The organism is Roseobacter cerffii (assembly GCF_054226325.1).
On record NZ_CM135757.1, the window covers coordinates 3,749,802 to 3,772,135 of the forward strand.

29 protein-coding genes and 1 tRNA gene are annotated in these 22,334 nt (G+C 63.8%); 11 read left to right on the forward strand and 19 right to left on the reverse strand.

The genetic code is table 11. The features are described from left to right. The first annotated feature begins 98 nt into the window (after nucleotides 1–98). Nucleotides 99–926, forward strand: a complete 828-nt coding sequence (locus tag ACVC7O_RS18200) for an alpha/beta fold hydrolase (RefSeq protein ID WP_458323536.1) — start codon at nucleotides 99–101, stop codon at nucleotides 924–926. Between the two features lies 1 nt (nucleotide 927). Here ACVC7O_RS18200 and ACVC7O_RS18205 read toward each other — a convergent pair whose 3' ends face one another. From ACVC7O_RS18205 to pyk, 8 genes are all read right to left on the reverse strand, one after another. After that, a complete protein-coding gene (locus tag ACVC7O_RS18205) occupies nucleotides 928–1,656 on the reverse strand; it encodes an amino acid ABC transporter ATP-binding protein (RefSeq protein WP_458323537.1) in 729 nt (242 codons plus the stop codon). After that, the gene (locus tag ACVC7O_RS18210; RefSeq protein ID WP_458323538.1) at nucleotides 1,643–2,452 is read right to left on the reverse strand and encodes an amino acid ABC transporter permease; all 810 of its coding nucleotides are present in this window, start codon (nucleotides 2,450–2,452) and stop codon (nucleotides 1,643–1,645) included. Before ACVC7O_RS18210 ends, ACVC7O_RS18205 begins: the two co-directional genes overlap by 14 nt. Nucleotides 2,453–2,456: 4 nt before the next feature. Beyond that, nucleotides 2,457–3,266, reverse strand: a complete 810-nt coding sequence (locus ACVC7O_RS18215) for an ABC transporter substrate-binding protein (protein ID WP_458323539.1) — start codon at nucleotides 3,264–3,266, stop codon at nucleotides 2,457–2,459. Nucleotides 3,267–3,370: 104 nt separating this feature from the next. Next, entirely contained in the window at nucleotides 3,371–4,282 is a 912-nt protein-coding gene (locus ACVC7O_RS18220; protein ID WP_458323540.1) for a lysophospholipid acyltransferase family protein, read from the reverse strand. A 129-nt stretch (nucleotides 4,283–4,411) separates the two neighbouring features. Beyond that, nucleotides 4,412–4,777, reverse strand: coding sequence for a 50S ribosomal protein L20 (gene rplT, locus ACVC7O_RS18225; protein ID WP_153217418.1), 366 nt, complete (start codon nucleotides 4,775–4,777; stop codon nucleotides 4,412–4,414). Between the two features lie 15 nt (nucleotides 4,778–4,792). Then, nucleotides 4,793–4,993 carry a 50S ribosomal protein L35 gene (gene rpmI, locus ACVC7O_RS18230; protein WP_027263382.1) on the reverse strand — a complete coding sequence of 67 codons (201 nt, stop codon included), beginning with the start codon at nucleotides 4,991–4,993 and terminating at the stop codon, nucleotides 4,793–4,795. Nucleotides 4,994–5,113: 120 nt separating this feature from the next. Then, complete coding sequence (locus ACVC7O_RS18235; RefSeq protein ID WP_458323541.1) at nucleotides 5,114–5,338, reverse strand: hypothetical protein; 225 nt, start codon at nucleotides 5,336–5,338, stop codon at nucleotides 5,114–5,116. Nucleotides 5,339–5,373: 35 nt separating this feature from the next. Further along, nucleotides 5,374–6,822, reverse strand: coding sequence for a pyruvate kinase (pyk, locus tag ACVC7O_RS18240; protein WP_458323542.1), 1,449 nt, complete (start codon nucleotides 6,820–6,822; stop codon nucleotides 5,374–5,376). A gap of 207 nt (nucleotides 6,823–7,029) precedes the next feature. Between pyk and ACVC7O_RS18245 the strand changes: the two genes are divergently transcribed. Next, nucleotides 7,030–7,341, forward strand: coding sequence for a DUF1244 domain-containing protein (locus tag ACVC7O_RS18245; protein WP_458323543.1), 312 nt, complete (start codon nucleotides 7,030–7,032; stop codon nucleotides 7,339–7,341). A gap of 17 nt (nucleotides 7,342–7,358) precedes the next feature. Here the strand turns inward: ACVC7O_RS18245 and ACVC7O_RS18250 are convergent, their stop codons facing one another. Both ACVC7O_RS18250 and ACVC7O_RS18255 read right to left on the reverse strand, forming a co-directional pair. Further along, nucleotides 7,359–8,219 (reverse strand): D-amino-acid transaminase, encoded by an 861-nt coding sequence (locus ACVC7O_RS18250; RefSeq protein ID WP_458323544.1) that lies wholly within the window; start codon nucleotides 8,217–8,219, stop codon nucleotides 7,359–7,361. Nucleotides 8,220–8,342: 123 nt separating this feature from the next. Beyond that, nucleotides 8,343–8,510 carry a DUF1127 domain-containing protein gene (locus tag ACVC7O_RS18255; RefSeq protein ID WP_458323545.1) on the reverse strand — a complete coding sequence of 56 codons (168 nt, stop codon included), beginning with the start codon at nucleotides 8,508–8,510 and terminating at the stop codon, nucleotides 8,343–8,345. 150 nt (nucleotides 8,511–8,660) lie between these two features. Here ACVC7O_RS18255 and ACVC7O_RS18260 point away from each other — a divergent pair, with 150 nt between their 5' ends. Further along, entirely contained in the window at nucleotides 8,661–9,128 is a 468-nt protein-coding gene (locus tag ACVC7O_RS18260) for an Lrp/AsnC family transcriptional regulator (protein WP_458323546.1), read from the forward strand. Here ACVC7O_RS18260 and dgcA read toward each other — a convergent pair. Next, the gene (gene dgcA / locus ACVC7O_RS18265) at nucleotides 9,125–10,090 is read right to left on the reverse strand and encodes an N-acetyl-D-Glu racemase DgcA (protein WP_458323547.1); all 966 of its coding nucleotides are present in this window, start codon (nucleotides 10,088–10,090) and stop codon (nucleotides 9,125–9,127) included. The genes ACVC7O_RS18260 and dgcA overlap by 4 nt on opposite strands. 63 nt (nucleotides 10,091–10,153) lie before the next feature. Continuing rightward, complete coding sequence (gene dgcN / locus ACVC7O_RS18270; RefSeq protein WP_458323548.1) at nucleotides 10,154–11,155, reverse strand: N-acetyltransferase DgcN; 1,002 nt, start codon at nucleotides 11,153–11,155, stop codon at nucleotides 10,154–10,156. Between the two features lie 251 nt (nucleotides 11,156–11,406). Here dgcN and ACVC7O_RS18275 point away from each other — a divergent pair, with 251 nt between their 5' ends. Both ACVC7O_RS18275 and ACVC7O_RS18280 read left to right on the forward strand, forming a co-directional pair. Continuing rightward, the gene (locus tag ACVC7O_RS18275; protein WP_458323549.1) at nucleotides 11,407–12,363 is read left to right on the forward strand and encodes an L-malyl-CoA/beta-methylmalyl-CoA lyase; all 957 of its coding nucleotides are present in this window, start codon (nucleotides 11,407–11,409) and stop codon (nucleotides 12,361–12,363) included. Between the two features lie 67 nt (nucleotides 12,364–12,430). Then, on the forward strand, nucleotides 12,431–12,898 hold the full coding sequence (locus ACVC7O_RS18280; protein WP_458323550.1) for a DUF302 domain-containing protein: 468 nt from the start codon (nucleotides 12,431–12,433) through the stop codon (nucleotides 12,896–12,898). A 45-nt stretch (nucleotides 12,899–12,943) separates the two neighbouring features. On the opposite strand, the gene ACVC7O_RS18285 is transcribed toward ACVC7O_RS18280, so the two are convergent. Then, nucleotides 12,944–13,396: an Lrp/AsnC family transcriptional regulator gene (locus tag ACVC7O_RS18285; protein WP_458323551.1), complete on the reverse strand. Its 453-nt coding sequence runs from the start codon at nucleotides 13,394–13,396 to the stop codon at nucleotides 12,944–12,946. A gap of 72 nt (nucleotides 13,397–13,468) precedes the next feature. On the opposite strand from ACVC7O_RS18285, the gene ACVC7O_RS18290 reads away from it, so the two are divergent. Beyond that, entirely contained in the window at nucleotides 13,469–14,065 is a 597-nt protein-coding gene (locus ACVC7O_RS18290) for a LysE family translocator (RefSeq protein WP_458323552.1), read from the forward strand. A gap of 75 nt (nucleotides 14,066–14,140) precedes the next feature. Then, nucleotides 14,141–15,103, forward strand: a complete 963-nt coding sequence (locus ACVC7O_RS18295) for an acetyl-CoA carboxylase carboxyltransferase subunit alpha (protein ID WP_458323553.1) — start codon at nucleotides 14,141–14,143, stop codon at nucleotides 15,101–15,103. A 2-nt stretch (nucleotides 15,104–15,105) separates the two neighbouring features. Here ACVC7O_RS18295 and ACVC7O_RS18300 read toward each other — a convergent pair whose 3' ends face one another. From ACVC7O_RS18300 to ACVC7O_RS18310, 3 genes are all read right to left on the reverse strand, one after another. Beyond that, on the reverse strand, nucleotides 15,106–15,582 hold the full coding sequence (locus ACVC7O_RS18300; RefSeq protein ID WP_458323554.1) for an N-acetyltransferase family protein: 477 nt from the start codon (nucleotides 15,580–15,582) through the stop codon (nucleotides 15,106–15,108). Nucleotides 15,583–15,736: 154 nt separating this feature from the next. Beyond that, nucleotides 15,737–16,387 (reverse strand): GntR family transcriptional regulator, encoded by a 651-nt coding sequence (locus tag ACVC7O_RS18305; RefSeq protein ID WP_458326111.1) that lies wholly within the window; start codon nucleotides 16,385–16,387, stop codon nucleotides 15,737–15,739. 37 nt (nucleotides 16,388–16,424) lie between these two features. After that, a complete protein-coding gene (locus tag ACVC7O_RS18310; protein WP_458323555.1) occupies nucleotides 16,425–17,123 on the reverse strand; it encodes a M48 family metallopeptidase in 699 nt (232 codons plus the stop codon). A gap of 112 nt (nucleotides 17,124–17,235) precedes the next feature. Here ACVC7O_RS18310 and ACVC7O_RS18315 point away from each other — a divergent pair, with 112 nt between their 5' ends. The 4 genes from ACVC7O_RS18315 (at nucleotide 17,236) to ACVC7O_RS18330 (ending at nucleotide 18,810) form a co-directional block, all read left to right on the forward strand. Further along, nucleotides 17,236–17,568: a TIGR02300 family protein gene (locus tag ACVC7O_RS18315; protein WP_458323556.1), complete on the forward strand. Its 333-nt coding sequence runs from the start codon at nucleotides 17,236–17,238 to the stop codon at nucleotides 17,566–17,568. Nucleotides 17,569–17,662: 94 nt separating this feature from the next. Further along, a tRNA-Ala gene (locus ACVC7O_RS18320) sits at nucleotides 17,663–17,738 on the forward strand. A 113-nt stretch (nucleotides 17,739–17,851) separates the two neighbouring features. Continuing rightward, entirely contained in the window at nucleotides 17,852–18,214 is a 363-nt protein-coding gene (locus ACVC7O_RS18325) for a MerR family transcriptional regulator (RefSeq protein WP_458323557.1), read from the forward strand. Then, nucleotides 18,211–18,810 (forward strand): short chain dehydrogenase, encoded by a 600-nt coding sequence (locus tag ACVC7O_RS18330; protein ID WP_458323558.1) that lies wholly within the window; start codon nucleotides 18,211–18,213, stop codon nucleotides 18,808–18,810. Before ACVC7O_RS18325 ends, ACVC7O_RS18330 begins: the two co-directional genes overlap by 4 nt. Before the next feature lie 153 nt (nucleotides 18,811–18,963). Here ACVC7O_RS18330 and ACVC7O_RS18335 read toward each other — a convergent pair whose 3' ends face one another. The 3 genes from ACVC7O_RS18335 to ACVC7O_RS18345 form a co-directional block, all read right to left on the reverse strand. Further along, on the reverse strand, nucleotides 18,964–20,229 hold the full coding sequence (locus tag ACVC7O_RS18335; protein WP_458323559.1) for an ABC transporter permease: 1,266 nt from the start codon (nucleotides 20,227–20,229) through the stop codon (nucleotides 18,964–18,966). Beyond that, nucleotides 20,226–21,032, reverse strand: coding sequence for a taurine ABC transporter ATP-binding protein (locus tag ACVC7O_RS18340; RefSeq protein ID WP_458323560.1), 807 nt, complete (start codon nucleotides 21,030–21,032; stop codon nucleotides 20,226–20,228). The genes ACVC7O_RS18335 and ACVC7O_RS18340 overlap by 4 nt, the downstream gene beginning before the upstream one ends. Before the next feature lie 111 nt (nucleotides 21,033–21,143). Then, entirely contained in the window at nucleotides 21,144–22,133 is a 990-nt protein-coding gene (locus tag ACVC7O_RS18345) for a taurine ABC transporter substrate-binding protein (protein WP_458323561.1), read from the reverse strand. Nucleotides 22,134–22,334 lie beyond the last annotated feature (201 nt).

The window sequence follows — 22,334 nt, forward strand, 5'->3', positions numbered from 1 at the left end:
CCGGTGGTGACGGGGAGCCCATGGCCACGCTGCCCCGGCTGGGCAAGGCGCGGCGGACTTGCTAGGTCTGTCAAGCAATCGAGTACGAGCGGTGATCCATGTCAGACTGGCAGTTGACCGAAAGCTATCAGACCGCCGCGGGGCAGGTCGCCGCGGGCCGGTGCGGTGAGGGACCGGACCTGGTGCTCGCGCATGGCTGGCCGTGGTCCTCTTTTGCCTGGCACCGGATCATTCCGGCGCTGGCCAGAACCCATCAGGTGCACTGGTACGACATGCCCGGCTATGGGCGATCAGAGAAACACGCCGACCAGCGGACCTCTCTCGACGTGCAGGGTGCGATCTTCGCCGAGATGCTCGACCACTGGGGCCTCAACCGCCCGACCGTCATCGCCCATGATTTCGGGGGTGCCACGACCCTGCGTGCGCACCTGCTGCACGGCTGCGATTTCGAGCGCTACGTGCTTATGAATGTGGTCGCCATGCGCCCCTGGGGCTCGGCCTTCTTCGACCATGTGGGCCGTCACGTGGCGGCATTCCAGGGCCTGCCGCCGCATATCCACAAGGCCATCGTCGAGGCCTACATTCGCGGCGCGCTCGCAAGCGGCATCAGCGAAGACGATGTGGGCCAACTTGTCGCCCCCTGGGTGACCGAAGATGGCGCCGACAGCTTTTACCGGCAGTTCGCCCAGGCCGACGAGCGCTACACGGCAGAGGTGGAACCGCTGTTCAGCCTAATCAGGTGCCCGACCATGGTGGTCTGGGGCGAGGACGATCCGTGGATCCCGATTGCGCGCGGCCGAGCGCTCTTCGAGCTCATCGGTCAGGACCGGTTCGAGACCTTGCCCGGGGTCGGCCATCTGCCACAGCTCGAAGCACCGCAGGCGGTTTTGACAGCCCTCTCGGGCTTCCTGCCGGACCTCGGCTAGATCACCGCAGGACCGATCGCAGAAACGCCTGTGTTCGCGGAACTTTTGGGGCGCTGAAAATCTGTTCGGGTGCGCCCTGCTCGACGATCACGCCGCCGTCCATGAAACACACCCGATCCGCCAACTCGCGCGCGAACCCCATCTCATGCGTCGCCAGGATCATCGTCATCCCTTCGGTGCGCAGCTGGCGCAGGACGTTCAGCACCTCTCCCACCAGCTCCGGATCGAGCGCGGCCGTGATCTCGTCGAAAAGCATGATCTCCGGCTGCATCGCCAGCGCCCGGATCACCGCGACCCGCTGTTGCTGCCCACCGGAGAGCTGATCGGGGTACTTGCGCATGTGCTGGGCCAGACCGAACCGCTCAAAGAGCGCCTGAGCCTCGGCGGTGATATCACGCTGCAGCACCCGCCGCGGTGCGAGCAGCACGTTCTCAAGCGCCGACATATGCGGGAAGAGATTGTAGGACTGAAAGACAATCCCGATCCGACGCCGCACCGCTCCCAGATCGAGACCGGGCTCCGAGATATCCTGCCCGTCAAGCAGTACGACCCCGTCATCAATCGGCTCCAACTGGTTGATACAGCGCAGCAAGGTCGACTTGCCGGACCCCGACGCACCGATCAGGCACACCATCTCGCCGGCATCTACATCCAGATCAATGCCGCGCAGCACCGCATTGTCACCGAAGGCCTTCTGAACCCCGCGCAAGGACAGCTTAGGATCGTGCATCGCGGTCCTTGTTCAGCAGATGGTCCGCATAGCGGGTGGCGGGCACGGTGATGGCGAGGAAGATGACGGCGGCGACCACGTAGGGCGTGAAATTCGCAAGCAAGCTCTTGTAGATGCCCGCCTGCCGCAGAATTTCCACGGGGCCAATGAAAGACAGCAGGGCCACGTCTTTCTGCAAAGCCACCAGCATGTTCATGTTTGCCGGGACTACGCGGCGGATCGCTTGCGGCAGGATTACATAGCGCATCGTGTCGCGCTCGCTGAGGCCAAGGCAGATCGCGGCGTTGCGCTGGCTGGCGTGGATACTTTCGATGCCGGAGCGCAGCACCTCGGCGATGTACGCCGAATAGGTCAGCACCAACGCTACGGTGCCCCAGATATAGGGCGAATTCCACGGGCGTGGCAGGCCGAGGCCCGGCACGCCAAAGCCGATCAGGTAGATCGTCAGCACCACCGGCACACCGCGAAACACATCCACATAGACCGCGCCGAAAATCCTCAGCGGGAAGAGCGCAGGCGCCCGCGCGCCCCGGGCGAGCGCAATCGCCAGCCCAAGGCCGAGGATCAACGGCACGGACCAGGCGAAGATCATCACGTCGATCAGGAAGGCGCGCAACAGCGTCGGGAACGTCTGCGCGAAGACCGCGCCGTCAAAGAAGCTTGCCCGCACGGCTGGCCAGCCCGGCGCCAGCGGGACAAGCAGCACGATCGCCGTGATGACACCGACAGTGCTGAGGGCGGCGACGGTCAGCGCGCGCCGCCGCTCTGCCGCCTCATATGCCTGTCGGCGGTTCACCCGCCTACTCGATCAGCGGCACGCCAGTGGCCTCTTGCAACCACTCCGCCTCAATGGCCGCCAGCGACCCGTCCGATTTCATCGCCGCAAGTGCCGCATCGACGCATTCCTTCAAAGGGTTGCCGTCGGTCATCAGCGCGCCGAAATGGTCGGGGTTGGCGGATTCGTCGGGCGCGAACTGCCCAAGCACCTGCCCCCCTTCCAGCACAACAGCCGAAAGGTAGAGCGCCGTTGGCAGATCGAACAGCGCCGCATCGACCTGTCCGGCCTTCATCGCTTCCACCACATTGGCATTGTCGTCATAGACCAGCGGGCTGGCGCTGGGTTGGATCGTGTCGGTAATCATTGGCAGCGCGGTGGTCGAGGCCACGACACCCCACTTCAGACCTTTCAACACCTCGAGGCTGGCGCTCAGGTCCCCTCCGCCGCGGACCAGAACGGCCATGGGCGCGGTGTAATAGGGCTCGGAAAAGTCGACGACCTTGTCACGCTCGGGCGTGATCGAGAACTGCTGCATGTTGAGGTCGAAATCCTTCGCGCCGGGCTGGATCGCCTGATCGAAGGAGGTGCGGGTCCAGACCACATCTTCCGCGGCAAAGCCCATCTCGGCGGCCAGCGCGTAGGCCACGGCGGCCTCGAAACCCTGGCCACTCTCGGGCGCGTCATCGATGACCCAAGGGTAATAGGCGGGGTTGCCGGTGGCGATGGTCAGCTTGCCGTCGCTCAGTGTCTTGCCGTCACTGCAGCTTTGCGCTGCTGCCGCGCCTGCGATCAGGACCGATCCCAGCACCGCGCCTGTCAGTTTCGTCCACATGGTCATGCTCCCCGTTTGTCACTTGCTTGATCCGGTTATCCCCGGAGAGGCGCCCGCAGGCAAGGCCCGGGCTGCGCCCGGGCCTTGCCTGCGGGCGACGCGCCTCAAATCTCAGCGCCTTGAGACTTCCACCGGCGGTGCACCCACAGCCATTGCGCCATATGGGCCCGAACCTGCGCCTCCAGACTGTCATTCAGCGCCTGCGTCATCTCTTCCGGCGTGCTGTGGGCGACCGGTGCCTCGATCACCACCTCGAAACTCAGCCCGTCAGACTGGCGCACTGCGTAGCACGGCATCAGCAGGGCATCGTACCGCAGCGCCAGTTCCGCCGCTGAGAGCGCCGTGTAGGCGGTATGGCCGAAGAACGTGAGCGGTGCTCCGGCCGACATATGCTGATCGATCAGCAGCGCAATCGCATTGCCTGCCTTGAGGAACTTCACCATCTCGCCCATGCCGCGCCGTCCGCGCAGAAAGAGCGGCGTGCCCACCTGCGCGATACGGGAGACGTAGAAATCGTTAAACCCCCGGTAGTTCATCGCGCGGTAGAGCCCACCGACCTGATGCCCGCGCTGGATCAATACAGAGCGCGCGATGTCGTAGTTGCCGAAGTGGCCCGATACCAGGATGATCGGGCGACCGGCCTGCCGGGCCTCCTCCAACGCCGCGATGCCATCCCCGGTGACCGGCGTGTCCGCAGCCGTCTTCACCAAGTCCTTGGGCGAGAAAAGCTCGGCGAGCGTGCGTCCAATGTGGTTCGGCACCGCGCGGGCGAGCCGCTCTTTCTCCTCCACCGGCATCTCGGGGAAAATCAGGCTGAGGTTGTCGCGCACGCGCTGGCGGTACCCGATCAGCGGCCCGACGACATTGGAGAGCACCCAGCCGCTCGCTGGCACCCGGCGGCGATAAGGCAACAGCGTCAATAAGCGGATGATCCCGATGATGAGCGCGCTGACAACCCGGTCCTTCAGACCGGCCTGCTCATCATTTTTCGAGAGGGTGCTGCCTGTCGCCGCCATCGCGCCTTCGCATCTGTTCGGGTGTCGCGGTTGTACCACGTGCGCGCGCGCGCTCAAGACCCGACCGCCAGACATGAAAAAGCCGCCCCCTATCGGAGCGGCTTTCCTGCTGTCTCACACTCTAGCGCTTCAGGCGGCCAGCGCGTCCTGCGCCTGTTTCACGATCGCGCCGAAGGCTTCGGGCTCGTGCACGGCCAGATCGGCCAGCACCTTGCGGTCGACTTCGATGCCGGCCAGGTTCAGGCCGTTGATAAAGCGGCTGTAGGTCAGCGCTTCGTCATGGCTGCGCACCGCGGCGTTGATCCGCTGAATCCACAGCGCGCGGAAGTTGCGCTTGCGGTTCTTGCGGTCACGGGTCGCGTATTGGTTGGCCTTGTCGACGGCCTGGCGCGCGACCTTGAAGGTGCTCTTGCGGCGGCCATAATAGCCTTTGGCGGCCTTGATGACCTTCTTGTGACGGGCGTGGGTGACGGTTCCACCTTTAACTCGGGACATATTGGCTCTCCTTGATCAGCGGTCGTAGGGCATGAAGCCCTTGACGATTTTGGCATCCGGCGCGGACAGGGTTGTTGTCCCGCGCGCATCCCGAATGAACTTGCGTGTCCGCTTGATCATCCCGTGGCGTTTGCCAGCCTGACCAGCCATCACCTTGCCGGTGGCCGTCACCTTGAAGCGCTTCTTGGCGCTCGATTTTGTCTTCATCTTGGGCATTTCCGTCTCCTGATCTTGGGTCGGTTTCAGCCCGACTCGGCATGCCACATGAGCCGGTCGAGCGGTTAGGAAGCCGCCGTATAGGAGGTTGCCGTCAGCTTGGCAAGAGAAGATGCGCCCTCAGGGCAGCAGATTCACCACCACATTCACGAAGGTCTTGGGCAGGGACGCAACCGTATAGCCCACAGGCGACGTGCTGGCCGCATAGACGACCAGACCCGTGGCGATCAGCACCGTGATCGCCGAGGCGCGCGGCGGGCGCCGGTCGACAAGCGCCGAAAAGATCGAAATCAGCGAAAATACCCCAATGATGATGCCCAGCACCATCGCCGTGTCGGCTTCCATGGCCACACCTTCCCGTTTCTCCCCCGGGCGGTAGACTACTCTGGATCGGTGCTGAAAATCAAACGTTCGTCACAGGGCGCAACCCTGAGGATATTCGTGCTCCCGGGCACGTTGAAAGGCACACCCGCCGTCACCACAATCTGATCGGTCTGTTCGGCATAGCCTTGCCGCGTTGCCGCCCGGGCCGAGGCCACAACGGCGAGCTTGAAGCGGTCGAGCTTGTCCGTCATCACGCAGTTGATGCCCCAGCTCAAGGTGAGGCGCCGCGCGGTGCTGCGCAGCGGCGTCATTGCAAGGATCGGCACGCGCGGCCGTTCACGCGCGGTGAGCGCGGCGGTGGTTCCGCTCTGGGAAAAGCAACAGATCACCTTGATCTCGGTCTTCTCGGCGATTTCCCGTGCGGCGGCCACGATCCCGTCAGCGACGGTGATGCCGCGCGTCTCGCGCGAGGCTTCGATGATCTGCGTGTAGGTGGGGTCAAGCTCGACCTCGGTGGCCACGTTGTTCATGGTGGTCACCGCTTCCACCGGGTATGCGCCCGCCGCGGACTCGGCGGAGAGCATCACCGCATCGGCACCCTCATAGATCGCCGTCGCCACGTCGGACACCTCGGCGCGGGTCGGCATCGGGCTCTCGATCATGCTCTCCATCATCTGGGTTGCCACGATAACCGGCTTGGCCGCCCGGCGACACTGGCGCACGAGGCGTTTTTGGATCGGCGGCACGTTTTGCACCGGCAGTTCCACGCCCAGATCGCCCCGCGCCACCATGATCCCGTCGCTGACCTTGAGGATTTCATCAAAATTCTTCACCGCCGCCGGTTTCTCGATCTTGCTGAGGATCGCCGCGCGGCCATTGGCGAGGTCCGAGGCTTCCAGCACGTCATCTGGACGCTGAACGAAGCTGAGCGCGAGCCAGTCGACACCCAGCTCACAGACAAACTCAAGATCCTTGCGGTCCTTGTCCGACAGCGCCGCCAGTGGCAGCACAACATCGGGCACGTTCACGCCCTTGCGGTTCGAGATCACACCCCCCGCAACCACCGTGCAATTGGCAAAGTCCGGCCCACAGTCCTCGACCTTGAGGCGGATCTTGCCGTCATTGACCAGCAGCGTCGCCCCCGGCTCAAGCGCTTCGAAAATCTCCGGATGCGGCAGGCAGACGCGCGTTCTGTCTCCGTCGGCCTCATCGAGGTCCATGCGGAAAGACGCGCCCTCCTCCAGCATCTCGCCGTCTTCACTGGCAAAAACACCCACGCGCAGCTTCGGCCCCTGCAGGTCGGCCAGGATACAGATGCTGCCGCCCGTGTCCTCTTCGATCTGACGGATGATCTTGTGCTTCTCGCGGATTTCCTCGTGACTGCCGTGGCTCATGTTGAGGCGGAACACGTCGGCCCCGGCCATATGCAGCGCGTGGATCGTCTCGTAGGTCTCCGAGGCAGGGCCCAGCGTGGCCACGATCTTTACATTGCGCGTGCGTCTCATTGTCCTGTCGTCCCCCTTGGCGTGTTACCGCTAACGATTTTGCGCACGTTATGTCGCATGATGCCGCCGTGGGCAACTCCGCTGATCCTGAAGCGCGATAATAACACCTTGATGACACGCACCTTGCCCAAGTCGCAAGCATCCCGCGCGGTTGACACCACCCGGGGCGCACCCAATCTTGAGGACAAACAGCGCAGGAGCTTGCCTATGCCCACCCAGACCGAGATCGAACTTCAGGCCGCCGCCTTCCGTCGCCTGCAAAAGCACCTGATGGAAGACCGCACCGATGTGCAGAACATCGACATGATGAACCTCGCCGGGTTCTGCCGCAATTGCCTCAGCCGCTGGTACCAGGAAGCCGCTGCCGAAAAGGGCATCGAGATGAGCAAGGACGAGGCGCGCGAGCACTTCTACGGCATGACGATGGCCGAGTGGAAAGCCAACTACCAGACCGAGGCGACGGGCGCCCAGCAAGAGGCCTTCAAAACCGCGTTCGAGGAGAACGTTGGCAAGGGCTGAGCGCCTGCCCTTGTGGTCTAGACCGCCGCTTTCAGGCTCTCTTCGAGGTAAATCTCACGCAGCCGCGGCGCCACACGCCCCGGCACTCCCTCGCCCAGGGCTACACCGTCAATCTCCACCACCGGCATCACGAAGGTGCTGGCCGAGGTGATGAAGGCTTCATCCGCCTCCTTCGCCTCATCGATGGTGAAGTTGCGCTCTTCCACCTCCATCTGCGCCTCCTGCGCAAACCGCAGAACAGCCGCCCGCGTGATCCCATGCAGGATGTCGTTTGACAGCGCCCGCGTGATGATCTTATTGCCCTTCACGATGTAGGCGTTGTTGCTCGTGCCTTCGGTGACAAACCCATCCTCGATCATCCAGGCGTCATCAGCCCCGGCCTTTTTTGCCATCATCTTGCCCATCGACGGGTAGAGCAGTTGCACCGTCTTGATATCGCGGCGGCCCCAGCGGATGTCTTCGATGCTGATGACCTTCATGCCCTTTTTCGCCGCGGGGCTGTCCGCCAGCCCGGGCTTGTTCTGGGTGAAGAGCACAATCGTCGGCTCGGTCGTCTCGGGGTCGGGGAAGACGAAATCCCGGTCGCCCGGCGCGCCCCGGGTGATCTGCAGATAGATCATGCCTTCCTCGATGCCGTTCGCTCGCACCAGCTCGCGATGCACCTCCAGCAGGTCCTCCTTGCTGATCGGGCTCTTCATATCCAGCTCGCGCAGTGACCGCTCCAGCCGCACTGCATGGCCGTCGAAGTCGATCAGCTTGCCGTCCAGCACCGAGGTGACCTCATAGACGCCATCCGCCATCAGAAACCCGCGATCAAAGATCGACACAGAGGCTTCGTTTTCCGGCATATACTCGCCATTCAGGTAAACCGTGCGCATGGGTGTTGCTCCTTTCCCCGCCACTGCCCCACAGGGACATTCGCCTGCATCACTGCACTGCAAGGCGGGCAAAGGTCAACGCCAAACCGGCGCATCTTCGGTCGATAGACACGCCTCGGCTCGTCACTGCTCAGGCCATCGGCGGGAATCGAATGGAGCACCAGAACGGGTCACGCCAATATCTCGCTGCACGTGGTCCGGCAGCCCCGCCAGCATCAGGCGCGTCGCCCGCCTGCGCAACCGTCGGTGGCGGCGATCGAGGATCTGATTGAGGGTGTGAAAACCTGCCATGAAACAACTCCATCTGTCTGATTGATGAAGGTCAGCCTAGCCGGTCTCAGTGATCAGGATTTGCGAAAATCCCTCATGAATTGCGAGAACATTGCGAGCTTTCTCACCATGTGCAAAACTTCCGCAATAATGATGAACTCAAGAGACAGGATGCAGGACATCGACGACTTCGACAAACGTCTACTGGCACTTCTGCAGATCGACTGCCGCCAGACCGGCGAAGCGCTCGCCGAACAGGTCGGCCTGTCCCCGGCCAGTTGTCTTCGTCGCGTGCAACGGCTGCGCCAAACCGGCGCGATCGAGCGCGAGGTGGCCGTTGTGTCGCCCGAGTTGCTTGGTCAGCAGATCGCCGTGCTGTCATTGCTAACGCTCCGCCGCGGGGGGCGAGATGCGCTCGACCGGCTGCGGCAAAAGCTGCTGGCTCTGCCCGAGGTCGACCAGATCTTCCACGTGACCGGCCCTGCGGATTTCGTGCTGATGGTTCGCTGCGCTTCAATGGAGGCCTACGCCGCCTTCACCGAGAACCACTTCTACGATCCGGCGATCAGCGGCTTCGAGAGCATTGTCGTTCTGCGCGAACACAGGTCGTCGAAGACGCATAGAAACAGCGGGACCTAGCCCCAGAGTACGGCGTCGGGCGGATGCACGCCCTCTTCATCAAAGACCAGCGGCGGATCGCGATCTTCAGCCAGCAGCAGCGGCCCGTCAAGATCGGTGACCCACGCCCCCTGCGCCACCAGTGTCGCAGGCGCCATAGCCAGGCTCGAGCCGACCATGCATCCCACCATCACGCCATACCCACCGGCCCGCGCCGCATCGCGCAGCGCCAGCGCCTCGGTCAGCCCACCGGTCTTGTCGAGCTTGATGTTCACCACATCATATTTGCCCTTCAGCGCCGCAAGGCTCGCCCGATCATGACAGCTCTCATCGGCGCAGACCGGCACCGGCCGCTCCAGCCCGATCAGCGCCTCATCCTCCCCCGCGGGCAGCGGCTGCTCCACCAGCCTAACGCCCAGCCGCACCAGATGCGGCGCGAGATCCGCATAAACCTCCGCGGACCACCCCTCATTCGCATCCACGATGATCCGCGCCTCCGGCGCGCCTGCGCGCACGGCCTCGAGCCGTGGCATGTCATCCGGCGTGCCCAGCTTGATCTTGAGCAGGGGTCGATGCGCATTGGCCGCGGCCTGCGCCTGCATCTTCTCAGGCGTATCCAGAGACAGCGTATAAGCGGTGATCTCCGGCCCGGGCGCAGGCAACCCGGCCAGCTCCCACGCGCGTTTGCCCGCCCGTTTCGCCTCCAGATCCCATAGCGCACAGTCCACCGCATTCCGCGCCGCACCCGCAGGCAAAAGATCGCAGAGCCCCGCCCGCGTGACGCCCTCCGGCAGCGCTTCGATCTCCGCCGTCACACTGTCGAGCGTCTCGCCATAGCGCGCATAGGGCACACATTCCCCCCAGCCCTGATGCGCGCCATCCGACACCCGAACCGTCAGCACGTGCGCCTCGGTGCGCGAGCCCCGGGAGATCGTGAAGACTTGCGCCAGTCGAAACACGTCCCGGCTGACCTCGATGCGCATAGCTACTCCTTCACCCTTCCAGAAATACTCATGGCGCTGACCGAAAGCCCGCACCCGCGCCTATCAAATCTCGAGCAGCGCATCCACCAGCTTGGCCGCCCCAAAGCGAAACGGGTCGGTTGCGGGCAGGTTCATGCGGTCCTCGATCTCCTGCAGACAGGCCTTCGCCGCATCTTCATCCAGCGCCTTGGTGTTGACCGACACGCCGGTGACCTGGCACGCCGGGTTCGCCACCCGCGCAATCGGCAGCGCCGTGTCGCGCAGCGTCTCCAGCGACGGCAGACCATAGTGCGGCAAACCCCGCATATGGGTCCGCGTCGGCTCATGGCAGAGCACCAGCGCATCGGGCTGCCCACCGTGGATCAGCGCCATGGTCACACCCGAGTAGGACACGTGGAACAGGCTCCCCTGCCCCTCGATATGATCCCAGTGATCATCTTCATTGTCCGGCGTCAGATACTCGACCGCCCCCGCCATGAAATCGGCAATCACCGCATCGAGCGGCACACCTTTGCCAGTGATCAGAATGCCCGTCTGACCCGTCGCGCGGAAATCCGACTTCATGCCGCGCTTCACCATCTCCGCGTCCATCGACATGGCCGTATACATCTTGCCACAAGAACAATCGGTGCCGATGGCCAGCGCGCGCTTGCCCGTCCGCTTCTGACCATTCGCAATCGGGTAGGCCACGCTGGGCACCCGCACGTCGTGCAGCGTGCCGCCGTTCACCTTGGCCGCGGCCTGCAGCTCGTCCTCGTTGCGCAAGAGGTTATGCAGCCCCGCGGCCACGTCATAGCCCATCTGCAAGGCCTTCACGATCTCCACCTTCCACGCGTCGGAAATCACCCCACCGCGGTTGGCGACGCCGATCACCAGTGTCTTGGCACCCGCTGCACGGCCTTCCTCCAGCGTCATGTCCGTGAGACCCATATCGGCACCACAGCCCGGCAGGCGGAACTGGCCCACCGCGTTCTCGGGGCGCCAATCCTTGATCCCCTGCGCCACCTTCGCGGCAAGCTGGTCCGGTGCGTCGCCGAGGAACAAAAGGTAAGGTGTCTGGATCATGGGAAAGCCTCCGTCAAAGTCGCCGCAATTTCCCCTCATTGCCCCGCAAAGACATCTCGAATGAAGAGGATTTGACGCAAAGGACGCAAAATTCTTCGACGGATTGCCCCTGCTGGCGAAGAATTCAGCATTCCTTAACAGCACGGTTCGCGAATCCATTGCTGCAGGTGCAAAATGCACTTGCAGCATTCCGCGCAATTTCATACCAACAGCGGCGACGCAATTGTAACTTTATTACTCGAGGGTCTCGTATGAGTTTCCGCATCCAACCTGCCGCCCCCGCCCGCCCCAACCGCTGCCAGCTCTTCGGCCCTGGTTCGCGCCCTGCGATCTTCGAGAAGATGGCCGCCTCCGATGCCGATGTGATCAACCTCGATCTGGAAGACAGCGTCGCGCCCTCTGACAAGGACAGCGCCCGCGCCAATATCATCGCCGCCATCTCGGACATCGACTGGGGCAACAAGACACTCTCGGTCCGCATCAACGGGCTCGACACACCTTATTGGTACCGCGACGTGGTCGACCTGATGGAACAGGCGGGCGACCGGCTCGACCAGATCATGATCCCCAAGGTGGGCTGCGCAGCGGACATCTATGCGGTTGACGCGCTGGTGACCGCGATCGAGGCCGCGAAAGGCCGCAGCAAAAAAATCACCTTCGAGGTCATCATCGAATCCGCCGCCGGCATCGCCCATGTGGAAGAGATCGCGGCCAGCTCGCCGCGCCTCGCCGCGATGAGCCTGGGTGCGGCCGATTTCGCCGCCTCCATGGGCATGGCCACCACCGGCATCGGCGGCACGCAGGAAAACTACTACATGATCCGCGAGGGCCAGAAGCACTGGTCCGACCCCTGGCACTGGGCCCAGGCCGCCATTGTCGCCGCCTGCCGTACCCATGGCGTGCTGCCCGTCGACGGCCCCTTCGGTGACTTCTCCGATGACGAGGGCTTCCGCGCCCAGGCCCGCCGCTCCGCCACCCTCGGCATGGTCGGCAAATGGGCAATCCACCCGAAACAGGTCGCCATCGCCAACGAGGTTTTCACCCCCTCCGACGAGGCTGTCTCCGAGGCCCGCGAGATCCTCGCCGCCATGGAAGAGGCCAAGGCCAAAGGCGAAGGCGCCACGGTCTACAAAGGCCGCCTCGTCGACATCGCCTCGATCAAACAGGCCGAAGTCATCGTGCGGCAATCGGAGATGATCGCAGGCTAACGCGCTCGTGACTTGGCAAACGCCTTGCGGTTTGGCCCTATGGGCCAGACCAGCCCAGGAGCCATTCATGAAAATCCTCGCCACCCTTATCGCCCTGCTCTGGGCCACCACGCTGGCCGCCCAATCCATCGCGCCCCGCGACGGCTGGGTGATCATCGCAACCGACAAACCCCACGCCACCCTGCTCGCCGACCTCAAAACAGCGGTGAAAGCGAACAAGATGGGCGTCGTCACCCAAGCCGGACCGACAGGCGCTGCGAAGAACCGGGGCATCACTATCCCCGAAAACCGCGTCGTCGGCGTCTTCAACAATGACTTCGCAGTGAAAATACTCGCGACCTCGACGGCGGCGATGATCGAAGCGCCCATCCGCTTCTACGTCACCGAAGAGCCCGACGGGACCGCCACGCTGTCCTACAAGACGCCCAGCTTCGTCTTTGCGCCCTACCTGGACGAAGGCGGTGCGGCCCTTGACGCACTCGCCAAAGACCTCGACACCCGCTTCGCCAGCATCGCCGAGGCCGCGACCGACTGACCGCTTCATTGTTCGAAAAATAGGCGGTCCCGGCGCGGGCGCCGATCACGCCCGCTCATCCTTCGGCGAGCCCATGACCACGTAAGAGGTGATCGCGTTCACCTGCGGCAGCGCCCCGAGCTTGTCGGTATGAAACTGCTTGTAGCTTGGCAAATCGGCGCATTCCACGCGCAACAGGTATTCCGTCGCCCCCGTGATATTGTGGCACTCCACCACCTCCGGTGACCGCGCAATCGCCCGCTCAAAGGCCTCCTGCGAAGCCTTCGAATGATCACTCAGCCCCACTGTGATATAGGCCGTAAATCCAAGGCCCAGCTTCACCGGGTCCAGCACCGCGCGATACCCCTTGATCACGCCGGACCGTTCGAGCTCCTGCACCCGGCGCAGGCAGGCCGAGGGCGAGAGCCCCACCCGCTCGGCCAGCTCGAGGTTGCTGACACGACCATCGCGCTTCAGCTCACGCAATATCTGATCGGATTTCTGATCTATTCCACCCATTTGTTGCAAAACTAGCCGAGATACGCGGCACTACGCAAATCCAAACCGCATATCTTACGCAACTGTTGCGCCATGACACTCGAACTGCTCTCCGCCCTTATCCTCTTTGCCCTCGTCACCTCGGCGACGCCGGGGCCGAACAACCTGATGCTCATGGCCTCCGGCGCCAACTACGGCTTTACCCGCTCGATCCCGCATATGCTGGGCATCTCCATCGGGTTCGGCCTGATGATCGTGCTCGTGGGCGCAGGTCTCGCGCAAATCTTCGAGACCTACCCGGTCAGCTACACGATCCTGAAACTCCTCTCGGTGCTCTACCTCAGCTACCTCGCGTGGAAGATCGCCACCGCCGCGCCCATCGACAGCACGGCAGCCGAGGGTCGCCCCATGACCTTCCTGCAAGCCGCGGCCTTCCAATGGGTGAACCCCAAGGCCTGGGCCATGGCCTTGACCGCGCTCTCGGTCTACGCGCCCAGCCAGACGCTCGCCGCGTTCACGGTCGTCGCGGTCGTCTTCGCCACCGTGAACCTGCCCGCGATCACCGCCTGGACCGTGCTGGGCCAGCAGCTCGCGCGCGTGCTCACCAACCCTCGGCGGCTCGCGATCTTCAACTGGACCATGGCCGCCCTGCTGATCGCCTCACTCTACCCGGTGCTCTGGCCAGCCTGACCCAGCCGTGACGCGGCGTTGCATTGCCCTGCAAGGCCCGTCATATAACGGGAAACAACAAGCAGAAGGTCTCCCATGACCCAATACATGGATTTCGAAAAACCACTGGCCGAGATCGAAGGCAAGGCGGAGGAGCTGCGCGCGCTGGCCCGCGCCAACGAGGAGATGGACGTCACCGAAGAGGCCGCCGCCCTCGACGTCAAGGCCAAGGCGATGCTCGAAGAGCTCTATCAATCGCTCACCCCCTGGCGCAAATGCCAGGTCGCGCGACACCCCGAACGGCCCCACTGCCAGGATTACATCGACGCGCTTTTCACCGATTACACGCCGCTCGCGGGGGATCGGAACTTCGCCGATGACCATGCGGTCATGGGCGGGCTGGCGCGCCTCGATGACCGCCCGGTGATGGTGATCGGCCATGAGAAAGGCAATGACACCAAGTCCCGGATCGAGCGGAATTTCGGCATGGCGCGGCCCGAAGGCTATCGCAAGGCGATCCGCCTGATGGACATTGCGCATCGCTTCAACCTGCCGGTCATCACCTTGGTCGATACGCCCGGCGCCTACCCCGGCAAGGGCGCCGAAGAGCGCGGCCAGTCCGAGGCCATCGCCCGCGCCACCGAGAAATGCCTGCAGATCGGCGTTCCGCTGATCTCCGTCATCATTGGCGAGGGCGGCTCAGGTGGTGCCGTGGCCTTTGCCACCGCCAACCGCGTGGCAATGCTCGAACACTCGGTCTACTCGGTGATCAGCCCCGAAGGCTGCGCCTCCATCCTGTGGAAGGACGCCGAGAAGATGCGCGAGGCCGCGGAGGCGCTGCGGCTCACCGCGGATGACCTCAAACAGCTCGGGGTGATCGACCGGATCATCGCCGAACCGATGGGCGGCGCGCACCGCGATGCCACCGCCACGATCGCCGCCGTGGGCCGCGCGCTTGAGGCCATGCTCGAGGATCTCGATGGCAAGGACGCGCAGACGCTCGTCGCAGACCGGCGCGCCAAGTTCATTGAAATCGGAGGGATCGGGCTCGCTGCCTGATCTCAGGAGGCTGCTGCCAGCATGATGCGAAAGCGCGGTCCGGCCGGATCGAGCTGGTCAAACCCCATGCCGCGATAGATATCCTGTGCCAGATGATTGTCCGGGTGCGTGCCGACCGACAGGTAGTGACAGCCCGCATCGAGGGCGACCTGCTCGCTCGCCGCGATCAGCGCCCGCCCGACGCCCCGGTCCCGCGCATGTGGTGCCACGAACAAATGGTGCATGTCCATGCCGCGCCCGCCAAATTGCATCTGCGCGCGCGGGGTGAGCGCCACATAGCCCACGGCCACGCCATGCTCTTCGGCCAGGAAAACGCGCACCCAGGGCTGTGGCCCTAGAATGTCGCGTGCAAGCTCATCGGGGGTGACGGTGGCAACATCGCCGTGAAACGCGGCAAGCTGGGCCACCATGTCGAGAATGGTTGAGAGATCATCTCGACCCGCAGGTCGGATCTCCCCTTCGAAGATTTTTTTTTTCATCGCAATCTGAACCACTTACAAAACACAAACCCCCTTTACCCAGTGGGCTCGACACACTCAGAACACGAAACTATGTCCTGGAACGGGCCGAATTTGGGTAAAATTCTACATAAAGTAGAAAAATTCAATGGCGCATTGGTCGTATGGTAAAGGTTCAGCTGGCCAACATGCGAAGACCCTGCGTCACATCCGAGCGCACCGCGAGGCGCAGGCCCGGCTCGTCGCCCGCCCGCAACGCCGCGATGATCAGCCGGTGAAATTGCGGCGGTTCGGTCTTGCGCAGCCGCCCGTAAAGCGCGCGCATCGTCGGCCCCATCTGCAACCACACAGTCTCGGCCATGGCCAGCATCGCGGGCGCCTGGGCCCGCAGATAGAGCGTGCGGTGAAACTCAAGGTTGGTGCGGATATAGCCCGCCGCATCCCGATGCGCGACCGCTTCGGCGATAGTGGCGTTGATCGTCTGCATCCGCTCGATCAGCGCCATATGCGCCCGGGGCAGGGCCCGGCTCGCCAGCTCCACCTCGATCAGCGCGCGTAAAGCGGCGAGCTCCTCGATCCGCTCGTTGCTGAGCTCCGGTGTCGCCACGCGGCCCGAGGTCGACATCGTCAACGCGCCTTCCGCCACCAACCGCCGCACCGCCTCGCGCGCCGGCGTCATCGACACATCATACTCGCGGCCAATCCCGCGCAGGGTCAGCCCCTCGCCGGGCGGCAGATCGCCCTGCATGATCCGCCCGCGCAGCGCGCGATACACGCGGTCATGCGCGGCGGTGGTGGCGTCAACGGGGCGCGGGTTCAGGATCATGAGCGCATATGTGATCACAAACGCAAATCGGGTCAAGTCATGCGGCGCTGTCGAACCTGTAGCGGTGCAGATCCCCGCCATGGGTGCGCAGCCATGTGCGCGGCGCGGCATAGTCACCATAGATACGCGTGACCTCACTCCAGAAGGCCGCGGAATGGTTCATCTCCGCCAGATGCGCCACCTCATGGGCGGCGACATAATCCAGAACCTCGGGCGGTGCGAGAATCAGCCGCCAGGAATACATCAGCCGCCCCTCCGCCGTGCAGGAGCCCCAACGCGAGCGGGTATCCCGCAGGGTCAGAGCACTGTAAGAGCGCCCCAGCCGGGCGGCATAATTGTCCGAGGCCTCCGCCAGCCGCGCCCGCGCAAGCTCCTTCAGATGCCCCGCCAGCCGCCGCCCCACCCGCTCGGGCGCCCCCGGCACCGCCACGCAGCCCTCGCCAAAGACCACCGTCCGCCCCGCGCCCGGCACCACCTCGTGCATCTGCCCGCCGACGGGCAGCGTGGCACCCAGGCCCACACGCACATCCGTCCCCCGCGCGGCCAGGTGCTTGCGAATCCACCGCTCCTTCTCGCGCGCAAACCCCAGCGCCTCGCGCTCCGGCACGCCCTTCGGCAGCGTCAGCGTCACCCGCCCATCGAGCTGTGAGATGCGCAGCGAGATCCGCCGCGCCCGGCCCGAGCGGCGCAGGATCAGCGGGATGGGCGGGTCACCGGCAAGGATCAACTCGGGCATGGGCGGCTCTCCGGGACGGGCCTGCGTCCGGCAGCCCTTTACAGCCCCCGTTTCATATGGCACTTGGCCGGAATCATCTACACAAGAGTCGCAATCACAAAGAGGGTTTTTCATGCCCAAGGAAGAATGGGGAACGAAGCGCCTTTGCCCCACGACAGGCAAACGGTTCTACGATCTGAACAAGGATCCGATCGTCAGCCCCTACACCGGCGAAGTGGTCGAGATCGACTTGTCGAAATCCCGCATGATCGCCGCGGATGCCGAGGACGCCGCCTCGGCCAAGGCCAAGGCCTCGACCGAAGAGGACGATGTGGTTCTCGAGGACGATGAGGACGATGTCGATGTCGATCTGGGCGATGATCTGCTCGACGACGACGAAGACGATGACGACAACGTGCCGCTCGAAGAGATCGCGGATGTGGCTTCGGACGACGACGACAACTGATCTGTCGAAAACGCGTGGGGCGGGCGATTTTTACGCTTGATCCCGCCCCGCGTTGCGCCTATTCAGCGGCGCACCGGATATCTTATCCACCGATGGGGCCTTAGCTCAGCTGGGAGAGCGCCTGCATGGCATGCAGGAGGTCAGCGGTTCGATCCCGCTAGGCTCCACCAATTTCCCTCCGCCTCCCACACTCAAGCACGCGCACCGCTGCGCAGATTTATGCTTGACCTGAAGTGACATCAGGACCGTAGAAGCCGTGGCATCGCCAACCGGGAGAGACGTGATGAGAATTACCGAAGTGGCCGCGCGCTGCGGTCTCAGCATCGCCACCATCCGCTATTACGAACGCTCCGGGCTTTGCCCGCCCATCGCGCGCGGAGCGGACGGCCAGCGCCGTTTCTCCGAACGGGATTCGGACTGGTTCGTGCTGCTGTCCTCGCTGCGCGACACCGGCATGCCGATGGACCAGATGCGGGCCTTCGCCGCGCTTTACCAGCAGGGCGACGCAACCGTGGCGGGCCGCAAGGATATGCTGCGCGCGCATATGCACCGCCTCGAGGCGCGGCGGGAGGCGCTCGACGCCTGCATGCGGCTGCTCAAGCACAAGCTCAGCCGCTACGACGCGATCCTCGAGGGCCGGTCATGAAGATCATCGTTGTGGGCGCCGCGGGCGACATTGGCCAGGCGGTCTGCGCCGAGCTCGGCGCGCGGCATGATCTGATCCGGGCGGGCCGGACCTCGGGCGATGTGCAGGTCGACATTGCCGACCGCGCCTCCATCAATCAGATGTATGCCCGCACCGGCCCCGTCGGCGCCGTCATCAGCACCGCGGGGGACGTGCATTTCGCCCCGCTGGCGGAGCTCACCGAAGACAATTTCCTCAGCTCTCTGCGGCAAAAGGTGATGGGACAGGTCAACCTGGTGCTGGCTGGCCTCGATGTGGTCGAAGACGGTGGCTCTTTCACCCTGACCAGCGGCATTCTCGACCGCGACCCCATCCGCACTGGCGCAGCGGCGGCCACCGCGAATGGTGCTCTGGGCGGCTTCGTGACCGGTGCGGCCATTGAGATGCCGCGCGGGCTCCGCCTGAACGTGGTCAGCCCCGGCCTGCTGGACACCTCCGTGCCGCGCTACGGCGTCTGGTTTCCCGGACACACGCCCGTACCCGCAGCCCGCGTTGGCCGCGCCTTTGCCAAAAGCGTCGAGGGCGCGATCACCGGGCAGGTGATCACGGTAGACTGAGCTCTTCTGCGGTGCAGCGCCTGTGGCAAACGAAAACGGGCCCCGAAAGTCCCGCCTCTAATCCGTTGTCTGGGATAGGTCTCCACCCCCAGGGCTCCGCCCGCAAGGGATACAAACGCTCCCCCGGAGCGTTTGCCCGAGCGCAGCTCGGGACTATCCCTTGCCCTTCCACGGGACGAGCAGGCGTTCGGCCCACCGCATCAGCATGTCGATGCCAAAGCCGATCACACCGATCAGGATGATGCCCATGATCACGATGTCGGTGTTCTGGAACTTCGACGCGGTCATGATCATCATGCCCGCCCCCTGCTCCGCCGCGACCAGCTCGGCGGCCACAACCGTGCCCCAGCAGACCCCCATTGCCACCCGCGCACCGGTGAAGATCTCGGGCAGCGAGTTGGGGACGATCACGTGGCGCATGATCTGCCACTTGCTGGCACCCAGCGAATAGGCCGCGTGCACCTTCGAAATCTTGACGCCGGACACACCGGAGCGCGCCGCGATCGCCATGATCCATAAGGCCGCCAGGAACAGCAGGATGATCTTGCCCGCCTCTCCGATGCCCGCCCAGATGATCACCAGCGGAATGAGCGCCAGCGGTGGCACCGGCCGCATGAACTCCACGATCGGGTCAAACCAGCCGCGGAACCAGTCGCTCAGGCCCATGGCATAGCCCAGCGGGATGCCGACAATTGCGCCCAGGATGAAGCCCGCGATAACGCGGAACAGCGAATAGCCCAGATGCTCGAGCAGGGTGAAGTTTCGGAACCCCGAACTCACCACCTCGATGGAGCGGGTCCAGACCGCCTCGGGCGCGGGCAGATACAGAGGCTCCATCTGCCAGCCCTTGGTCGGCGCGAAGTTCGGCGTGCCGCGGTCGCTCAGAGTGACCGTGCCGCCGTCGACCGCAACGGTCTCCCCCGGCGCAATCGGCTCTCCGTTGATCGCCACCACCGTGGCGCCAGCATCGCGGCCCAGCTCGTCGTTCCGGTCCACCCGAATGAGCCCCGACCGCCACTGCGCAATGGCCGCGGAATCGTTCTTGGCAAAGCCGTCGCCCGGGTCCACTTCTGGCGCCTCGGTCTCGACCTCGCGCGGGTGCACGACCACGGTGACGGTCGCGTCATCGGTCTGCCCGTCGGCCTCGGCGGTATAGGTGAAGCTCGCCGTGCCCTCAAACGGCCCCGGCGCATGCAGGAACCCGGGCAAGAGGCTGGAGCCCGTGAAAATCCCCCACATCAGGAAGATCGTCAGGATCGAGATGATGCCCGCCGCCCGGTTGGGCCGCACCGCACTCTCATCGCCAAAGGTCACGGTCTTGAGCGAGGTATAATCGCCAATGCCCGCGCCCTGCACCACCTTGGTCACGATGAAGAAGGCGGCGATGAAGATGATGACGTAAATCAGCAGAGGGATCATGCCGCGTCCTCCTTACCGCCCATAATCTCTTCTTCCATATCCCAGATCATATTCAGGATCTCTTCGCGCTTGGGCCCGAAGTCGGGGTGTTTCTTGACCTCGCGCAGGTCCGAATTCACGCCAAGATCCGCAAAGGGCAGCCGGTATTCGGTATGGATGCGCCCAGGACGCGGCGCCATCACGATCAGACGCTCGCCCAGCAGCAGCGCCTCCTCCACCGAGTGGGTGATCAAGATGATCGTCTTGCCGGTCTCTTTCCAGAGCTTCAGAACCAGCGACTGCATCTTCTCCCGCGTCAGCGCGTCGAGCGCGCCCAGGGGTTCATCCATCAGGATCACGTCGGGATCATTCGCAAGGCAGCGGGCCAGCGCCACACGCTGCTGCATCCCGCCCGACAGCTCGTAAACCGCTTTCTCCTTGAAGTCCTGCAGGCCCACCACATCCAACAGGTGGTCCACGGTTTGATCCTTCTCCGCTTTCGGCGTGCCCTTCATCGAGGGGCCAAAGCCCACGTTCTCGCGCACCGACATCCACTCGAAAAGCGCGCCCTGCTGGAACACCATGCCACGCTCGGCATCCGGGCCGGTCACCTTGTGACCGTTCAGGATCAACTCGCCCGCCGTGGGCGCCAAAAAGCCCGCCACAATATTCAGCAATGTGGTCTTGCCGCAGCCCGACGGGCCCAGCACACTCAAAAGCTCCCCGGCCTTCAGGTCGAGCGACACATCCTGCAAGGCCTGCACATGATCGCCGTTGGGCAGCTCAAAGCGCATCGATAAATTGTTTATGGATAATCCCGTCATGAGGTCCCCACCTGTTGTCCGCGCGAGGGCGGGTGGCTGGGCGGGGTTGGCCCCGCCTCTGGTCTTAAATGAAAAGCGGCGCGGGGGTGTCCCGCGCCGCTTTCGGCTGTTTTACATTTCGCTCGCGGCTTGGAGCGGCCCGGTGTTCACCGCATCCTCGTAGCTGTCGAGCGCCGAGTCGATCGAACCCGCCTCGACGAAGACATCTGCCACACCTTTCATGAAGGTCGCGGCGTTGCCACCGAGCCAACCGTCAGACAGCTGATCGTCCACGCTCGGGAACTTCATGGTCGAGATCGACGATTTGGCCGCCTCGACGTCCATACCGGCCTGCTCGGCGATCACCGCCAGCATTTCGTCGGACTGGCTCGAATTCCACTCGGCGTTGGCATCTGCCGTCACCTTCAGGAATTTGGCCACGATGTCACCGTTCTCGGCCACAAAGGAGGCGGGCGCCGATGTCACGTCGAACACCAGGATGCCCAGCTCTTCTTTCTCTTCACCGGTCAGCAGCACGTTGCCGTACTCTTTCATCCGGCCCAGACCACCGCCGTAGCCACAGGCGAAGTCAACCGCGCCCTGGCTCAGAGCCGCAGCACCTTCTGGCGGCGCCATGTCAACGACCTGCAGGCCGGCGACATCCACACCGAAGTGGGCCATCTGGCGCAGGAAGCCGTAGTGCGCAGCTGTGCCCAGCGGCACGGCCACTTTCTTGCCGGCCAGTTCGCCCGCGCTTTCCTTGTCAATCTCCAGATCGGCGGAGACAACGCAGTTGTCATTGTCCGAATAGCTCACCGCCACGTCGACAACCTGGATGTCCTGACCGCCCGAGGAGGCGACCACGAAGGGCGGCACACCCTGGCTGACGGACATCTGCACGTCGCCCGATGCCATCGCCGCAGACATCGCCGTGCCGGTCTCGAAGGAGACCCAGTTCACCGGCATGCCCAGCGCTTCCTCATAGGCGCCGGAGGCTTTCGCCGCCAGGAAGGGCATCGGCCACTCCAGGAAGTATCCGACGGTGATTTCCGCCGACGCGCTCTGTGCGCCCAGCGCCATCACGGCGCCCGCGACAAAGCCGCATGTTGTCTTTTTGATCATTTCGTTCTCCCGTTGATCATACGCCGACCCGTCCCAGGCCAGCCTTCATTTGGTGCGACGCGGCTTGTCGCCGCTTGTTCGTCTTTGTTTGCACGTCGTCATCCAATGTCAGAATTGCACCGCCTGCAAGAGCATTATTGATACAAAACTGTCACGCGGATGAAACTGCCCGAAAAATACGCCTCTCTCTTCTCCGCATCA

Excerpts from the sequence above, each read along its gene's own strand:
- ACVC7O_RS18260 (WP_458323546.1), top strand. The coding sequence starts at position 8,661 with ATGCAGGACATCGACGACTTCGACAAACGTCTACTGGCACTTCTGCAG.
- ACVC7O_RS18340 (WP_458323560.1), bottom strand. The coding sequence starts at position 21,032 with ATGACGGGATTATCCATAAACAATTTATCGATGCGCTTTGAGCTGCCC.
- ACVC7O_RS18290 (WP_458323552.1), top strand. The coding sequence starts at position 13,469 with ATGACACTCGAACTGCTCTCCGCCCTTATCCTCTTTGCCCTCGTCACC.
- ACVC7O_RS18205 (WP_458323537.1), bottom strand. The coding sequence starts at position 1,656 with ATGCACGATCCTAAGCTGTCCTTGCGCGGGGTTCAGAAGGCCTTCGGT.
- ACVC7O_RS18295 (WP_458323553.1), top strand. The coding sequence starts at position 14,141 with ATGACCCAATACATGGATTTCGAAAAACCACTGGCCGAGATCGAAGGC.
- ACVC7O_RS18250 (WP_458323544.1), bottom strand. The coding sequence starts at position 8,219 with ATGCGCACGGTTTACCTGAATGGCGAGTATATGCCGGAAAACGAAGCC.
- ACVC7O_RS18330 (WP_458323558.1), top strand. The coding sequence starts at position 18,211 with ATGAAGATCATCGTTGTGGGCGCCGCGGGCGACATTGGCCAGGCGGTC.
- pyk (WP_458323542.1), bottom strand. The coding sequence starts at position 6,822 with ATGAGACGCACGCGCAATGTAAAGATCGTGGCCACGCTGGGCCCTGCC.
- rplT (WP_153217418.1), bottom strand. The coding sequence starts at position 4,777 with ATGTCCCGAGTTAAAGGTGGAACCGTCACCCACGCCCGTCACAAGAAG.
- ACVC7O_RS18315 (WP_458323556.1), top strand. The coding sequence starts at position 17,236 with ATGCCCAAGGAAGAATGGGGAACGAAGCGCCTTTGCCCCACGACAGGC.
- dgcN (WP_458323548.1), bottom strand. The coding sequence starts at position 11,155 with ATGATCCAGACACCTTACCTTTTGTTCCTCGGCGACGCACCGGACCAG.
- ACVC7O_RS18300 (WP_458323554.1), bottom strand. The coding sequence starts at position 15,582 with ATGAAAAAAAAAATCTTCGAAGGGGAGATCCGACCTGCGGGTCGAGAT.
- ACVC7O_RS18280 (WP_458323550.1), top strand. The coding sequence starts at position 12,431 with ATGAAAATCCTCGCCACCCTTATCGCCCTGCTCTGGGCCACCACGCTG.
- ACVC7O_RS18235 (WP_458323541.1), bottom strand. The coding sequence starts at position 5,338 with ATGGAAGCCGACACGGCGATGGTGCTGGGCATCATCATTGGGGTATTT.
- ACVC7O_RS18285 (WP_458323551.1), bottom strand. The coding sequence starts at position 13,396 with ATGGGTGGAATAGATCAGAAATCCGATCAGATATTGCGTGAGCTGAAG.
- ACVC7O_RS18215 (WP_458323539.1), bottom strand. The coding sequence starts at position 3,266 with ATGTGGACGAAACTGACAGGCGCGGTGCTGGGATCGGTCCTGATCGCA.
- rpmI (WP_027263382.1), bottom strand. The coding sequence starts at position 4,993 with ATGCCCAAGATGAAGACAAAATCGAGCGCCAAGAAGCGCTTCAAGGTG.
- ACVC7O_RS18200 (WP_458323536.1), top strand. The coding sequence starts at position 99 with ATGTCAGACTGGCAGTTGACCGAAAGCTATCAGACCGCCGCGGGGCAG.
- ACVC7O_RS18255 (WP_458323545.1), bottom strand. The coding sequence starts at position 8,510 with ATGGCAGGTTTTCACACCCTCAATCAGATCCTCGATCGCCGCCACCGA.
- ACVC7O_RS18275 (WP_458323549.1), top strand. The coding sequence starts at position 11,407 with ATGAGTTTCCGCATCCAACCTGCCGCCCCCGCCCGCCCCAACCGCTGC.
- ACVC7O_RS18345 (WP_458323561.1), bottom strand. The coding sequence starts at position 22,133 with ATGATCAAAAAGACAACATGCGGCTTTGTCGCGGGCGCCGTGATGGCG.
- ACVC7O_RS18335 (WP_458323559.1), bottom strand. The coding sequence starts at position 20,229 with ATGATCCCTCTGCTGATTTACGTCATCATCTTCATCGCCGCCTTCTTC.
- ACVC7O_RS18245 (WP_458323543.1), top strand. The coding sequence starts at position 7,030 with ATGCCCACCCAGACCGAGATCGAACTTCAGGCCGCCGCCTTCCGTCGC.
- ACVC7O_RS18310 (WP_458323555.1), bottom strand. The coding sequence starts at position 17,123 with ATGCCCGAGTTGATCCTTGCCGGTGACCCGCCCATCCCGCTGATCCTG.
- ACVC7O_RS18305 (WP_458326111.1), bottom strand. The coding sequence starts at position 16,387 with ATGATCCTGAACCCGCGCCCCGTTGACGCCACCACCGCCGCGCATGAC.
- ACVC7O_RS18325 (WP_458323557.1), top strand. The coding sequence starts at position 17,852 with ATGAGAATTACCGAAGTGGCCGCGCGCTGCGGTCTCAGCATCGCCACC.
- dgcA (WP_458323547.1), bottom strand. The coding sequence starts at position 10,090 with ATGCGCATCGAGGTCAGCCGGGACGTGTTTCGACTGGCGCAAGTCTTC.
- ACVC7O_RS18220 (WP_458323540.1), bottom strand. The coding sequence starts at position 4,282 with ATGGCGGCGACAGGCAGCACCCTCTCGAAAAATGATGAGCAGGCCGGT.